Below are 15572 nucleotides of genomic sequence, written 5' to 3' on the forward strand. Positions count from 1 at the left end.
TGATGGGATGATTTATGAGACGATGTTTTCTGGCCGTGGTGTGCGTCCTTCTGCACCATTCGGTGTTTGCCGCCCTGCCCGCCCGGCTGGATGTGATGCCGCATGAGCCCACGGCCTGTCGTGTGGAAAAGGTGGCCGGGCTGTCCCTTGATCTGGTCAGCACCCTCTCCGATCTGACCCTGGCCCGCATCGACACGACGGCGGGACCCTTTGTCCGGCTCGATGTCCCCGGATACGTCCCGGGGATCGGGGCCAAGGGGGCGCCGGACCTTCCCGTGATCCACACACTCATCGAAATACCTCAGAAAGCCGAGATCACCGTTGAAATCCTTGACCGTTTCGAGGTTTGTTTTGATCTCGATGCCCTGGCCGAAGGCCTCCGGCCCATGCCCCGCCAGCCCGGACGGTCCAAGCGGACGGATGAAAACGAGCGGAATTTTGCCTATGACCCGGCGGCTTATGAACCGGACCGGTCTATGGCGCCGGAACCCGTGACCGTGGACATTCTGGGCGTCATGCGGGGGGTCCGCATGGCCCGGGTCACCGTGGCGCCCTTCCGGTACGATGCCCGGAGCAACACCCTGATCGTTTCCGGCCGTCTCACGGCCCGGCTGAATTTCGAGGGCGCGGACACCGCCCTCACCGAAACCCTGAAAACCCGCTACCGGACCCCGGCCTTTGACGCCGTTTACCGCAGCCTGACGCCCCCCCGGTCCCGGACAAAAGACGCCCTTTCCGATCCCTATGCGGCGGGCCCGCCGACCTATGTGGTGGCGGCGTCCAGCACCTTTCTGGCCAGAGAGAGCCTTCAGGATTTTATCACCTGGAAGCGGCGCAAAGGCTTCCACGTGATCGAGGCCGACACCGACGTGATTTTTTCATCGTCCGATCCGGCCATCCGCCGCAACGATCTGAAAACCTATCTCCGGGATCTGTACACGGGCGACACCCCGCCGGTCTATGTGCTTCTCGTGGGGGACGTCGCCGAGATTCCGGCCTTCCCGGTTACCCATGACCTGGTGGACGGCGGTCACGTCACGGACCTGTTCTACTGCGACTTCACCGACGACGGCCTGCCCGACGCCTACTACGGACGATTTCCCGCCGCGACCTCCTGGGAACTTGACGCCGTCGTCCACAAAACCCTGGCCTACGAGACCCTGACGTCGAACGACGAGCCGCTCAACACCGACTACCTGGACGCCTGCCTGCTGATCGCCGGAGCGGATGTTTACGACAGCCCCACCTACGCCAACGGCCAGATCGCCTACCTGATCAACGAATATTTCAACGTGGATTCCGGCTTTTCCGAAATCTACGCCTTTTTGTACAACCAGAGCTGGGACTGGGGCGGCACCGTGGACACCCGGAGTACCGGAACCACCCTTATGACCGACCAGATCATGGCCCGCATCGACGGGGGCGCGGGGTTTGTCAACTACACCGGCCACTGCGATTCCACGGGCTGGTTTAACAAGCCCGCGGACAGCTACGAACTGGACATCTTCGACATTTTCGATCTGGACAACCCGAACCGCTACGGATTCGTCGTGGCCAACTGCTGTGAGTCCAGCCGGTTCGAAAGGCAGGACGCCTTCGGTGAAAAACTGGTGCTGGCACAATCCAAAGGCGCCGCCGTTTACCTGGGAGCCGCCAACGAAACCTTCTGGGACGAGGATTTCTACTGGGCCGTGGGCGTCAACAACATCCCCCTGACCGCCCAGACCGTCCGAAACCTCGATTACGAGGACACCGGATTCGGCAACATCGACGCCCTCTTCCACACCCACGGCGAACCGGAAACCGACTGGCATGTCACCGCCGGTCAGATGGTCTACTGCGGCAACCTGTCCGTCATGACCCATTCCCCGGCCTACGGCCCCTATTATTTTGAAATCTACAACGTTCTGGGGGACCCGTCCCTGTCCCCCTGGCTGGGAGACCCGCCCCCCCTGGCCGCACCCTGCCTTGACCGCACGTTTGCCCTGGTCACCGAGCCCTATGCACGGGTCGCCGTTTCAAACGGCGACGAATTGCTTGAATCGGTCTGGACGGGGGCCTCAGGACGAATCTCCCTTGACCTGCACGGGCTCACCGATGAGGACACCATCGATCTGGTCATCACCAAACAGAACCGGCGACCTCATACCGCGCTTGTCGCCCTCGGAAGCCTGCCGGAAACCACGGAACCCCAGGCCCGGTTCATGGTGGGTGCAGACCCGACCACGGCCACGGTCACCGTCCTTGCGGGACGTTCCGTCACCTTCACCGACACCAGTACCGGCTGTCCGGAAACCTTTGCCTGGATGATCGAAGGGGCCGTCCAGACCGCCCACACGGTCCAGCACCCCACGGTGTCCTTTCCCGACCTGGGCCTGTTCGACGTGACTCTTTCGGTTTCAAACAACGGGGTCACCGACACCCTGACCCGGCCCGATTACATCCGGGTCATCCCATCGCTGTCCTTCAGCGCCGACCGGACGGCCGTGGACACGGGCGACACCGTTTCGTTTTCAGCCCTGCCCAGCCATCCCGAGCTGGTCACGGCATTTACCTGGACCTTCGCCGGCGGTACGCCCGACACGTCCACCGGGGCCAATCCCCAGGTCCGTTACGACAGTCCGGGTCTCTTTTCCGTCTCTGTGTCCATGACCGTGGACGGCGTCGACTATCCCCTGTCCGGCCCCATGACCCGCACGGCCTATATCACCGTCACCGAACCATCGGACAACAAGGACCCCGATTCCCCCGCCACATCGGCCCTCCCGAGTTCCGACGGCGGCTGTTTCATCGATTCGTCCCGGCCTTGACCCGGCCCCCGCCTGTGGGAACCTCCCCGCCATAAGATGGCCGTGTTTCGATATTTGACTTTTGTACAAAACAAGGCTATGGATTCAAAAAAAATTCAATTCCCAGAGTGCTTCTTCCGCGCCGGGCACACACGATGTCCGGCATGTTTTCCAACGCTCGCTTGCCGGGGATAACCGCATGGACATCTGGATTGACCGAATCGTCAGGCATTATGTGCTGGTGGGCATCTGCCTGCTGATTCTGACTGTGCCCTTTGCCTATTTCTATACCCAACAGAAATACGACAACCATGTCACCATGTTTTTCGATTCGGATGACCCGGTGGTTGCGTATTACCGTCAGTTTCAGGAACAATACGGCAACGATGAGGTGGCAGCCATCGTGTTCAGGGCCGATGACATCTTCACCCCTGAGGCCATCGGGCTCATCCGGGGCATCTCGGAAACGGCCCTCGCCCTTCCCGGCGTTGAAAACGTAATGAGCCTCACCGAAACCGAGGTGGCTCAGGGCGACGACGACACCGTGGAATTCCGCACACTGATCCCCGCCGATGCCCCCCTGACCGGGAGCCGTCTTGCCGAGATAAGACGGGAGGCCCTGAGCCATCCGGTGCTGGTGGGAAACCTGATTTCAGCCGACGGAACCACCACGGCCGTGATGATCGAACTTACCCCGATGTCGTCCAACGAGACCAAGCACGCCCTGCTCAAGACCCTGCGCGACCGGGTTGAAGCCGTGGCCGGAGGCAGGGTGACGCTGTTTTATTCGGGGGGCCCCTATCTGGAAGTCGAAATCGAGGGGCTCACCGGATCGGACAATCTGAAATTCACGCCCATCACCTTTTTCATCATCATCTTCGTGGTCTACATGCTGCTCCGCAACATGACCCTTTCCCTCCTGGGCCAGCTCAACATCACGGTCATCGTGCTCTGGGGCATCGGTCTTCTGATCATGTGCGGGGAAAGCATCAACACCGTCACCGTCATCATCGCCCCGGTGCTTCTGGCCATCTCCATCGCCGACTCCATCCACATTCTATCGTTCTACAAAGAAAGCTACGTCAAAAACGGCGGCAACCACCGCGAGGCCGTGGCCCGATCCATCGGTTCCCTGTGGTTCCCCTGCCTGTTCACCAGCGTGACCACGGGCATCGGCTACCTGTCCTTTGTGACCACCACGGTCCGGCCCGTCAAAACAGTGGGGGTGTTCACGTCCATCGGCGTGATGATCGCCTTTTTCATGACCATGGTGCTTTTGCCCGTGCTGCTGATGATCTTCCGGAAACGCCTTGGCAAGGGGCTGGCCGGCGAAAGGCGTCGCCGGCCTTCAAAGGGGCCGGATCTTGCCGTGAGAGCCCTGGACATGCTGGGACGCCTGGTGACCACCCACCATACCGCCGTGGCCGTCCTTTTCCTCATCATTGCCGTGGTCACCTCCGCAGGCATCATAAGACTCAGGTTCGAAACCGATTTCGTCAGCTATCTGAAGGATGACAACCCGCTCAAACAGGACATCGCATTCATCGAAGAGACCCTGCGGGGGACCGTCCCGGTGGAAGTGGTTTTCCATGCCGGCAGCCCCGACCATGACTTCACTAACCCGGAAAGCCTTGCGCTTTTGGCCCGCGTCCAGAACATGATCCTGACGCGCATGGACGGCCAGTTCACCAGCGCCTTTTCCGCCGTCGACTACGTCCGGGAAATCCACCGGGCCTTCAACCCGAAACAGACTGACGACGGGGCCCTTCCCCATGACCGCCTGGATGTGCTCGACTATTACGAGCTCGGCGATACCGACATCCTGAGGCGGGTGTTGTCGCCTGACCGCATGGACGCAAGGATGTCCTTCGCCTCCCGCTTCGGGTCCACCGAAAAATCCAAGGAATTCAACCGGTACATGGACACAACGATCGCCCCCCTTTTAGGGGAGCGGCTGTCCTTCACCCACACGGGCATGTCAACCCTTTACGTAACCATGGACCGCAACCTCAAAATCAGTCAGGCCCGGAGTTTCGGATCGGCCTTTGTCCTGATTTTCATCATGATGTACTTTGTGTGCAAGAACATTCGCCTGACCGTCCTCAGCATGGTTCCCAACCTGTTTCCCATCCTGGTCACCCTGGGCATCATGGGATGGTTCGGCATTCCCCTTGACGGTTCCACCATCATGATCGCCAGCGTGACCATCGGCATCGCCGTGGACGACACCATCCACTTTATCACCTGGTTCCGGCGAAACGCCCTTTCGGGACTTGATACCCGTGCGGCCGTCATCAAGACCTTCCGGGACACGGGCAAACCCATCGTCATGACCTCCGTGGTTCTTTCCATCGCCTATTTCGTCCTGACCACCGGATCGGTAAAGCCCATTATCGCCTTCGGCGCCCTGGCCGGCATGGCCATGGTTTTCGCCCTTTTGGGAGACCTGTTCATTCTTCCCGCCCTGATCATGATCGTCAAACCCTCGTTCAGAGCCCGCACAAAGAAAACCGAAGCCTCACCTGCCGACGCCTGGCATCCGGCCCTTGCCGAGGAAGCGGAATGATGACCGGTTTTTCAAAACGCCTTGCCCCGGCGGTGATGCTTCTCGGTCTCCTCGTTTCGCCCGCGGTCCGTGCAGGCGACCTTGCATCCGCGCCCCAGGGCTTTGTCGATATCGAAACCCTCTACCAGACAGAAAACGCCCCGTCGGTCCGCAGCGCCCACAAGAAAACCGAACTGCGGGGACACCTCGAGGTCCGATACGGAACGGACACCTTTCACGTGTACCTGGCGCCGGACCTGTACCTTTCCTCGGGCCTCTTCGCCCGAAACCACCGGGACGATCACGCGTACCGCGAAAAAACCGATGTGTCGCGCAACCTGACGGTGACCGGAGACGCCGCCGAGCTTTCGATAAATGAAGGCTATGTCCATTACGAAAACACGGCCTTCCGTCTCCGGGTCGGCAACCAGATCTACGGATGGGGAACGGCGGACGTGCTCAATCCGACGGCCTGCTTCAACCCCCATGACATGCGCGAGTTTTTTTTCAGAGACGAGGATGAAATCAGGGAGGGGGTCTTTTCCCTGTCCGGCATGGTATTTTTCGAACGGTCGACCCTGGAGATGGTCATGGCCCCCGTTCACACCCCCGGCATCCTGCCCGTCCGGGACCGTTACTGGGCCATCGATCTTGACAACTACAGCCTCCCCATCCTCTTCGACGATCCCCAAAAACTTGCCGCCCGTTTTTCGAACATCGGCTGGGGGGCGCGCCTGACCACAACGATTTATGGGGCCGACACGTCCGCCAGCGTTTACCACGGACCTGATCCGGACTTGCAGTTTGTGCCGATGCGGACGGTGATCGGGGAGGACGGGCGTGTCTGTGTTCTGGTCGAGCCCCGCTCCGGCGTGATTTCCCGCCTGGGCGCGGATGTTTCGCGGGCCATAGGCGATCTCGTGATCCAGGCGGAAGCGGCCTTCACCGCCGACAAACCGGCCGTTCTCGACCAGTCGACCCAGGGTTCGGCAAGCGTGACGCTGCCCTACACCATGGACACCTCCCCCTTCATCGCCGTCAGCCTGGGATTCAACTACTTCATTCCCCTTTACAAACTCCTTGACGGCCATGACGGGGACACGGTGCTGACCGTGGAATGGTATCGGGGACGGTACCTTGAAAACGGGTTCGTCCCGCCCATCCTCAGCAACCTGTTGAGCGTGAGGCTCCAGGACAGCTATCTGGACGGACGGGTGTCCCTGTCCCTGTCCGGCCTGTGGGACGTCCGTAAATCCGGCGGCACCCTCTGGCCCAAAGTCACCTACGATTTTCAAAACGGCCTGTCGACCAGCCTCGGATGGATCCGTATCGACGGAGCATCCCGGGCAAGAAACGACACCGCCTCAGTGTTTTACTATTACCGGACCAACGACAGCGTGGTGTGGTCCCTGCGTTATCTCTTTTGATCCCCATGCATCACACGGAGGAATACCCATGAAAAACCGCCTGTTTCCCATCCTGTTCCTGTTTTTTTTCACCACGGCCCCGGCGACGGCCCTCACGGCCAGGGACATCGTCGAAAAAAGCGATAACCTGCCCCGGCCCAAAACCGCCGAAAGCACCGTGACCATGACCATCCATTCCAAGGGCACGTCCACCGAAAAGGCCTTCACCCTGGAATCCATGGAGATGGCCCAAAACGACACAAGAACCCTGCTTTCCTTTACCCGGCCCTCCCGGATCAAACTGCTCACCCACACCCATCCGGACACGGAGGATGACCAGTGGCTGATGATGTCCTCGGGCAAAGTCAAGCGCATCTCCTCCTCGTCCAAGGGAAAATCCTTCGTGAATTCCCATTTCTGCTACGAGGATCTGTCACCCCGCAACATCGACGATTATACCTACACCCGCCTGCCTGACGGTACGGTTCTCGGAGAGCCCTGCTACCGGATCGAGGTTGTGAAAAAAAAGGACGCCCTCGTGTACGACAAACTGATCCTGTGCATACGCACTTCCGATTTTTTCATCCTCCAGGTGGAATTTTTCGCCAAAGGAAAACCCTTCAAACGGCTCGAGATGCATGACGTCCGTCCGGTGGACGGCATCCTCACCGCCCACCGGATGCGCATGATCGAAAAGGACGGCGACGAATGGACCGAACTGGTGCCTGACTCCATCACGTACAACACCGACATGCCGCCCGCCCGCTTCAACAAGGAGGCCCTGCGATAAGTGATCCGCGGGAATCGTTCAGTCACGTTTTGACGGTCCCGTGGGATGTCACAAAAAAGTGGCATTCAGATCCGACAGGTCGGAGCGGATGGCGTCGAAGGCGGCCCGAATCAGGTCCGGCCGACGGGCGAGCCCCTGGGCGTGAAGCATCCGGAACCGGTCGCTCAGGGCGGTCAGTCCCATGTTGGCGGCGGCCCCCTTGAAGCCGTGGGCCAGTCTCAGAATTGTCGAAAAATCAGCGTCGCCGAGGGCTCGGGCCATGGTGTCCAGGGCCTCGGTGATTTCGGCGATCAGCTCCGGGAGGAGCGGCAGGAACCGCGGATCGACGGCCGTTACCCCGGCGGCCGGTTCGCTTGAAGCGGGACGGTCGTCAAAGCCCAGAACCCGGAGCAGGTCCGACCGGCTGAACGGCTTGGGCAGCAGGGCGTCGAACCCGGCCAGGAACCGCCGGCCCGTTTCGTCGGGCCCCTGGGCGGTCAGAGCCGCCACCCTCACCGGCGGGTGCCCCTCACGCCGCTCCCAATCACGAATGTGCCGCAGGGCATCTTCCCCGTCCATCACCGGCATGTGAATGTCCATCAAAACCAGGTCGTATCGTTCTTTTTGAACCATGGAAAGGGCCTCGGCCCCGTTTCGCGCCACATCCAACCGAACCGGCAGGGATTCCAGGAAAAGACGGACCACCTGAACGTTGGTAGCCAGATCCTCGGCCAAAAGAATACGCCGGGCCGCCGCGTTCGGTGACAAGGGCTCCGGCATGGCGGGCAGGGATTCGGCAAAGGCGGACTTGAGCCTGAACCGTTCGGCATGGATCACCGGCACGGCGTCCACGGCCCCGTCCCCGGCCGCGGGCAGGGGCACGGTCATCTCGAAACGGCTGCCCTGCCCCGGCTGCGAGGTCACGCAAAGGGTGCCCCCCATCCGCTCGGCCAGTTTGCGGCTGATGGACAGGCCCAGACCCGTCCCGCCGAACCGCCGTGTGGTCGAGGACTCCGCCTGGGTAAACCGGTCAAAAATCACCGCCATCTGCTCCGCCGTCATGCCGATGCCCGTGTCTTCCACCGCAAGCCGCACGCGATCGTCACCTACAGGAGCACCATAAAGCGTCACGCCCCCCGTTTCCGTGAACCTCACGGCGTTATCCAGAAGGTTCATGATCACCTGGGCCAGTTTGAAGGGATCCCCCTTGACCCGCCGGGGCAGATCGTCCGAGCGGATCAGGGACACGGTCAAGCCTTTTTTCCCGGCTGAAATGCCGACGATGCCCGTAAGATCCTCCATCAGGCGGTGCAGATCGAAGTCAAGAACCTCGAGCGTCACCCGGCCCGCCTCCAGTCGGGAATAATCCAGGATGTCGTTGATGACGGACAACAGAAGGCCGCCGGCACTGGTCAGGATATCCACGCAACGCGCCTGGTGATCCGAAAGGGGCGTTCCCGCGAGAAGCTCGCCCATGCCCAGGACCGCCGTCAAGGGCGACCGGATCTCGTGACTCATTCGGGCCAGAAACTCGCTTTTCGCCCGGGCCGCCGCTTCGGCGCGTTCGTACAGCCGGGCGTTGTTGACGGCCGAAGCGACCCGGGCCACATCGCCCTGAAGCCTGTCCATATCTGCCGCCGAAGCCTCAAACGGCCGGGGATCCGACAGGAACACAATGACTCCGATCACATCCCGGCCGAGTTCCATGGGAAAGATCAGCATGGTCGTAAACGGCACCAGCCCGTGGACGGCCGATTCAAACACCGGCTGCTCCTCATCCGCCCTGCGACACACCGGCTTGCCCGACCGGACGCAGCCCACGGCCCAGGACGAAAGGTCGTCAAGGGACACCGACAGGGCCATCAGACGTCGCGTCCGTTCCGGATCGGCTTCACGGCTGTGAACCGCCGACACCGACAGCCGGTCCATGGGGCCGTCCACCATCAGCATGAGCAGGGTATCCAGGGGAAACCCCGAAGGCAGGTTCCGGGCCAGAACGCCGAGGATGTCGTCCGGATTAAGACTGGCATTGGCATCCCGGATGAACCGGTGGATCCGGGTGATCTCATCCAGGGCCCCTTTGAGATCCCGGGTCCGCCGGTCGATCTCCGTCTCCAGACCTTCGAGCCGCAGGGCGTTTTCGATGCAGGGCCCGAGAATCAGCCCCATCCGGCCGATAAATTCCGTTTCACGGAGCGAATACACGGACCCGTCCTCCTTGCCGTAAAACAGAATCAGCCCGATCAGGGCCGCGTCGGAATGCACCGGCTGAATGACGTCCGCCGTCCGTATCGGATCATCGGGCCCAAGGGTGAGGTTGCCGTCGGCGACCCAGGCCTCAAGGACGGACTGGGTGATCACCCGGCCCCGACTGTCGATGAGGGGACGAAGGGGATGGTCCGACAGGCGCTGCGGAAACAGCCGCCCCATGGGAGAGCCCCCCCCGGCCCTCGCGTCGGGATGGTTTTCCTCGAAGAAACGAAGACCCGATGACCCAGGATCGTCAATGACAACGAGGTACCGGAACACCCCCAGGCCCTGAAAGAGGGGATCGGCCAGAAACCCCACCACATCCGTCAGGGACCGGGCGCGGGACAGCCGATCCGTCAGCCGTTCGTACCAGCGGTCAAGGGCCCTGTCCTGTCGTCTCAGCACCAGGGCCAGAAACCGAACAAGGACCCGTTTGTAAACGGCGAACATCACAAGCCCGAAACCCAGGGCCCACAGGATACTCCCCCGGGACCAGGTTCGAAAATCGTGGCGTCCCGCGAGACCCGCCGCCGGCACCAGAAACCCCAGGATACCGATCAGGTAAACCGACTGGCTCAAAAGAACCCTTACATCCTTCAGATTCTTGCGGAACATGGCATAGCCGAACAGGCTGATGGGAACGAAGGCGAAATTGCCCGCCGGATACAGATCATATCCGTTCATGGCAGGCAGGTTGCCCACGGCGAACAGGCCCAGGGCACCCAGGCCCAGGGCGAAGAGGGTCAGGCGCTGCCGGTCCACGGCTCGGATCTCCCGACGCCTCGCCTCGGCGAACAGGCCCAGGCAGTAGAGAAAATTCAGGACCGAAAGCAGACAGAACAGATCGAACAGGGGGCCCCGCTGGGCGAAAAATCCCCAGGAATAGCGAACCGTGCCGCTCAGGTACCATGGACTCTGGGTCAACGGCGCGAACACGGCGCCCAGGATGTAATAAAAAAGGACCAGGGGCCTTACGTCCGGCCGCTTGCAGACCAGGGACACCAGATGGATGTAAAGGCCCGGCCACATCACCAGAAATGCATGGTTCAGGCGGCTGATCCGAAGGCCGGTTTCGGCATCGGTCACCAGGCTGTTCAGCAGAATATCCGTGCTCAAAAACGCGAAAACCAGGCAGATCAGCCCGAACAGCCGCGACCCCACCAGAGAGGGATCAACCCTCAGGGACAGCACCGAAAAAAACACGCAGACCGACAGGGACAGCAAAAGCGGCAGACCTGCGGGCACAACCCGTGCCGCCGCCATGTCGAGCGGCACGGTCCTTACGGTGATCCCGACCGCCGCAGCCAGCAGGGCATATCCCCCCCAGGTGAGCCCGATGACCACGCCGTGCCAGAGTCTGCGGCGGGAATACAGATTGATCCGGACCACGTCATAACGAAACACCCCATAGGCCAGGATCATCACGGGGAGTCCCATGAACGACCCGAAGGGAAACACATCATACCCGATCATGGCCGGAAGGTTCGACAGGCCGCAGGCGGCCATGGCCAGCCCTCCCGCCAGAACGACGGCGTTTCGCCCGCGCCGTCCGTCTCCGGCCCGTGAAGGCATGCGCCTGAGGTTGCGGATCAGGATGACGCATCCGGACAACACCGTCGACAGGGCAAGCACGATCAGAACATCGAACAGGATTCCCCGTGAGGCGGCCATGCCCCAGGGATAGACCGTCACACCCGTCAGGTAGAGATGTGAGCGGGTGAGGGGCAGATAGATCAGGCTGATGGCGTAAGCCAGGCGGACCAGACGCCGCGACGATCCGGTAAACGAATGGAACAGATGGGTACACAGCCCCACCTGCATCACCAGAAACCCGTGATCCAGACGGATAAGCCAGAGGGCCGTCTTCGGGTCCCGGAGGATGAACCGGAAGACCAGATCAAGACACATCAGCCCCCACAGGGCACAGACGCCCCCGAACACCAGGGTCTGGACCCTCCGGCTGCCCTGGCGGAAACAGAAACTCGCCAATCCCAGGCAGACCAGCGTGGAAACCAAGGCCGGAATCCCCGTGGGCAACAGCCGGTCAAGCGCATGGGGATGAAAGAGCGACCCCCGGAACAGGAAAAAAAACAAAAGGCCCAGACAGGGGGGAAGCCAGACCAGGACGGCCAGGGCGGACGGAATCACGGTGAACAGGATGCGGTCCAACCTTCCACGGTTTGCGGTGATACCGGCCATCAGGATTTCCAGTTCAAATTTTTCAACCGCTTGTTGAGGGCCGGCTGGGAAATGCCCAGCATGGCCGCCGCCGGGGTCTGCCGTCCCCCCGATCGTTTCATGGCCTCGATCACCAGCAGGTCGGTGGCCTCCCTTATGGTGGGCAGCACCTCGGGAAACTGAAGCCGGTCGCGACGCTTCGCACCGCGACCGGGCCCGGACGCATCGAGATACCGGCTGAAATGGCGCACCTCCAGCCGTGAACCGCCGCTTCGGCTGACGGCATCGAAGGCCATGGCCTGAAGTTCTCGGACATTGCCCGGAAACGGGTAGGTATCAAGGCGCGTGAGCACCTCAGGTGAGACCGGCGGCCGGGCCGCATTCAGCCGATCACAGGCCTCGTCGATGAAATAATCAAGCAGGAGGGGAATGTCCCCCCGGCGCCGGGACAGGGGCGGCAGGTGAATGTGATGGGTGTTGAGCCTATAAATCAGATCCTTTCTGAACCGCCCTTCGGCATGACGGGCCCACAGATCCTCGTTGGTGGCCACGATGATCCGGGCCGTGCTCTGCCGGGGCGTGTCCATGCCAAGGGGCAGGTAATCCCGTTCCTGAAGCAGGCGGAGCAGTTTCACCTGGGACGGTCCGGACAGATCTCCGATTTCATCGAGAAACAAGGTACCGTGTGCCGCGGTTTCCACCAATCCGTTCCGGGCTTTGTCGGCCCCTGTAAAGGCGCCGGACACATGGCCGAAAAGGGTGTCGGAAAACACGGCATCGTCCAGCCCGGCCACGTTCACCGCAACGAGTTTTCCCGTACGACCGCTCAGATGATGGATGGCCCGGCAGACCAGTTCCTTGCCCACCCCGGTTTCGCCGGTGATCAAAACCGGTTCCGGAGATTCGGCCACGGCTTCGATGTAATGAAAGATCCGGACCATATCCGGGTCATGGGTCAGAATCGAGGCAAACGCCTGGGGATGTTTCAGGTCCCCTTTGGTGAGTACCGGGTTTTTCAGCTCCCTGTTTTCCCTGGCAAGGTTCCGGAAGGAAAGGGCCCGCTCGACAGTGATCCGGAACAGATCCCGGTCCACCGGCTTGGTGATGAAGTCGAAGGCGCCTTCGCGCATGCATGCCACGGCGGTCTTCACATCGCTCACATCCGTCACGATGATCACCGGCACGTCGGGAAAGGCCTGACGGATCTTCGGCAACAGGGTGATGCCGTCCGGATCGGGCATGCGCAGGTCGAGAAGGAGGATTTCCGCCGGATTGCGATCCAGGCAGTCCATCAGGGCGGAGCTGTCCTGGCAGGTGACAATGTGATTATGGCCCGCCTCCTCGAGGCAGCTGCCGATAAACAACAGGTTGGTTCGGATATCGTCGGCCACGACGATGGGGCGCCTGGGGCTCTTCATGGGTTCTCCCGAAATCATCTATGATTTTTCCAATAAACGATAACTCTGGTTATAGTCCGGATATCCTGCTGTTTTTAAAGACGATGCGGCCTTACAACCGGATTTCGGACCGGATTTATAACTTCCGTGATAAAAAGTACTCCCCGCCGAAAAAGAAATTGCAAATATAATCGACAGGTTGAATGCCTACCCCCACGCGGCACACCCTTTGCTATAATTGAATTTGAAAATGTATACAATGTTTTTCTTATCCAACGCCGTTAGGCCCCTACTGCCCGAAGGAGACACCCGATGTTCCGAAAAACCTTACCCGCTCTCATCGTCCTGTTCCTTGTCATATCCGTCGCCTCCGTCGAGGCCGGTCCCAAAAGCCGGACCTGGACCCGTTACCCCATCGTCCTTGTTCCCGGCGTCTTTGATTTTCACAACGTCTTCGGAATGGGGATCGATTATTTTTACGGTATCGAAAAGGCCATCGAGGAGTCGTCTTACAGCCCCAACCTGTTCACCCACAGGCCCTTTCACCAGAAAACCCATGTCATCGTCCTGAACCCCTGGCAGAACACCACCGACCGGGCCATGGACCTGAAAGCCAAGCTGACGGAGCTGATGACGAAAAACAGGTATGAAAAGGTCAATCTGATCGCCCACAGCCACGGCGCCACCACGGCCAGGCAGGCCGTGGCCATGATGGCCACAGAGGCCAAAGAGGCCTCGGCCGTCAACCCCATCGCGTCGCTGACCACCATCGCCGGTCCTCACCGGGGCACCCCGGTGGCCGATTTCTACACCGACAACCCCACCGGTTTTTTCAATCAGCTGATGACCCTGGGCCTGGATCTCTCGGGAAATTTCATGGCCCTGATCTCCACCGGCATGATGGCCTACCTGGGGGACCAGCGGTCTGCGGACGTGTTCCAGGATTTTTCCCAAAACGCCATTGCGGCCTTCAACGAGGCTTTTCCCTCCGCCGGGCTGCCCGAATCCCACGGGCCCTACGGTGAAGATGCGGCGTCCCACGGGGCCCCGGCCGGCGACGGCCTGGGCCGGGCCATGAGTCCCGACGACCCCGAAGCCGTTTTATATTATTCCTGGACAGGCAATGTCGGTACCGAATGGGGCACGGCCTGGGATCCGGCGGACCTGGCCATGCTGGTGACCCGGGAGATGAATGCGTCCCAGGGATTTAAAAACGATGCCGACGGCTTCATCCCCGTGACCAGCGCGCGGTTCGGCACGGTCATCTGCGAATCGTTCTACTGGAACCACATCGATGAAATCAACCAGACCCTGGGCCTGATCCATCCCGACGCCGAAGATCCCCGGACGATTTTCCGGCTTCATGCCCAGCGCCTTCAACAGGCCGGCCGATGACCGCAGCCCGGAGGCGGCAAGGCCCGTCTCCGGTTTCCATAAAACCCGATGATAGAATAAATGGTATGATGACCCAGCGCACCCTGATCCGTCTTGCCGTCCTTGGCGCCATCCTGGCCTGCGGCCTTGTGATGACCGTTTTTCCGGTATCGACACCGACGCCGATGCCCGAACCCGAAACCGCCCTTCGTCTACCCATGCCCCATGGGCCGGCGGTCCCATCGGACCCGTCGCCTTCCGGCCCCCCTGGGCCCGGTGACGGGGTTCCGTCGCACGTCTCTCCACCGCCTGAGCCCGTGGTTCTTGAATCGGTTGCGGACTACAACGCCCTGTCTGCCTACGGCCCCCTGCCCGACCATCTGTCCGACGTGGGGTTCGACGGCGCCCTGACCGTGGACGCCGGGGGCCGGTTGATCGTCGACCGGGATACCCGTCGCCTCTTCGATTTCTTCCTCGCCGCCGTGCGGCTGGAAGGACCGGACCTCTGCGCCGCCAGGATCGAGGAGTACATCGATCTGACGCTTCCTCCGGAGGCGAAAGACCAGGCCCGGCAGGTCTGGCAGGCGTACCGGGCCTACAGGGAGGGACTGAGGGCCCTTCACCGGGAAAGCGGGGACCAACAAGGCGGGCTTCTCACCGTCGCCGACCGCGTGAAACAGCGTATCGAACAACGCCGGGACCTTCGGCGGCGATGCATGCCCCCGGACATGATCCGGGCCTTTTTCGAAACGGAAGAACAAGACGAAGACCGCATCATGTCCCGTACGGCGCACGCCACCGCAGACGCCTTGTCCGAAACGTCCCCTGCCCCTCCACACGGTCAGGAGGAAACATGATGGCGTC

Annotated in this window: 8 protein-coding genes; 6 read left to right on the plus strand and 2 right to left on the minus strand. The window is 61.1% G+C overall.

The features are described 5' to 3' along the window. Positions 1-14 precede the first annotated feature (14 nt). The 4 genes from ACYQ11_RS16825 to ACYQ11_RS16840 all read left to right on the plus strand — a co-directional run bounded on the left by ACYQ11_RS16825 (position 15) and on the right by ACYQ11_RS16840 (position 7530). Positions 15-2810: a C25 family cysteine peptidase gene (locus tag ACYQ11_RS16825; RefSeq protein ID WP_459924976.1), complete on the plus strand. Its 2796-nt coding sequence runs from the start codon at positions 15-17 to the stop codon at positions 2808-2810. A gap of 178 nt (positions 2811-2988) precedes the next feature. Continuing rightward, a complete protein-coding gene (locus ACYQ11_RS16830) occupies positions 2989-5355 on the plus strand; it encodes an efflux RND transporter permease subunit (protein ID WP_459924977.1) in 2367 nt (788 codons plus the stop codon). Continuing rightward, the gene (locus ACYQ11_RS16835) at positions 5352-6761 is read left to right on the plus strand and encodes a hypothetical protein (RefSeq protein ID WP_459924978.1); all 1410 of its coding nucleotides are present in this window, start codon (positions 5352-5354) and stop codon (positions 6759-6761) included. The genes ACYQ11_RS16830 and ACYQ11_RS16835 overlap by 4 nt, the downstream gene beginning before the upstream one ends. Positions 6762-6789: 28 nt before the next feature. Next, positions 6790-7530: an outer membrane lipoprotein-sorting protein gene (locus ACYQ11_RS16840; RefSeq protein WP_459924979.1), complete on the plus strand. Its 741-nt coding sequence runs from the start codon at positions 6790-6792 to the stop codon at positions 7528-7530. A gap of 48 nt (positions 7531-7578) precedes the next feature. Here ACYQ11_RS16840 and ACYQ11_RS16845 read toward each other — a convergent pair whose 3' ends face one another. Both ACYQ11_RS16845 and ACYQ11_RS16850 read right to left on the minus strand, forming a co-directional pair. Then, positions 7579-11958: an ATP-binding protein gene (locus tag ACYQ11_RS16845; RefSeq protein WP_459924980.1), complete on the minus strand. Its 4380-nt coding sequence runs from the start codon at positions 11956-11958 to the stop codon at positions 7579-7581. After that, positions 11958-13355, minus strand: a complete 1398-nt coding sequence (locus ACYQ11_RS16850) for a sigma-54-dependent transcriptional regulator (RefSeq protein ID WP_459924981.1) — start codon at positions 13353-13355, stop codon at positions 11958-11960. Before ACYQ11_RS16850 ends, ACYQ11_RS16845 begins: the two co-directional genes overlap by 1 nt. Positions 13356-13646: 291 nt before the next feature. On the opposite strand from ACYQ11_RS16850, the gene ACYQ11_RS16855 reads away from it, so the two are divergent. Together ACYQ11_RS16855 and ACYQ11_RS16860 are read left to right on the plus strand one after the other, a co-directional pair. Further along, entirely contained in the window at positions 13647-14729 is a 1083-nt protein-coding gene (locus ACYQ11_RS16855; RefSeq protein ID WP_459924982.1) for an esterase/lipase family protein, read from the plus strand. A gap of 65 nt (positions 14730-14794) precedes the next feature. Next, on the plus strand, positions 14795-15565 hold the full coding sequence (locus ACYQ11_RS16860) for a lipase secretion chaperone (protein ID WP_459924983.1): 771 nt from the start codon (positions 14795-14797) through the stop codon (positions 15563-15565). Positions 15566-15572: the final 7 nt, after the last annotated feature.

Source organism: Desulfatiferula olefinivorans (assembly GCF_054657895.1).

Coding starts and splice junctions, on each gene's coding strand:
- ACYQ11_RS16825 (WP_459924976.1), top strand. CDS start 15: ATGAGACGATGTTTTCTGGCCGTGGTGTGCGTCCTTCTGCACCATTCG.
- ACYQ11_RS16830 (WP_459924977.1), top strand. CDS start 2,989: ATGGACATCTGGATTGACCGAATCGTCAGGCATTATGTGCTGGTGGGC.
- ACYQ11_RS16835 (WP_459924978.1), top strand. CDS start 5,352: ATGATGACCGGTTTTTCAAAACGCCTTGCCCCGGCGGTGATGCTTCTC.
- ACYQ11_RS16840 (WP_459924979.1), top strand. CDS start 6,790: ATGAAAAACCGCCTGTTTCCCATCCTGTTCCTGTTTTTTTTCACCACG.
- ACYQ11_RS16845 (WP_459924980.1), bottom strand. CDS start 11,958: ATGGCCGGTATCACCGCAAACCGTGGAAGGTTGGACCGCATCCTGTTC.
- ACYQ11_RS16850 (WP_459924981.1), bottom strand. CDS start 13,355: ATGAAGAGCCCCAGGCGCCCCATCGTCGTGGCCGACGATATCCGAACC.
- ACYQ11_RS16855 (WP_459924982.1), top strand. CDS start 13,647: ATGTTCCGAAAAACCTTACCCGCTCTCATCGTCCTGTTCCTTGTCATA.
- ACYQ11_RS16860 (WP_459924983.1), top strand. CDS start 14,795: ATGATGACCCAGCGCACCCTGATCCGTCTTGCCGTCCTTGGCGCCATC.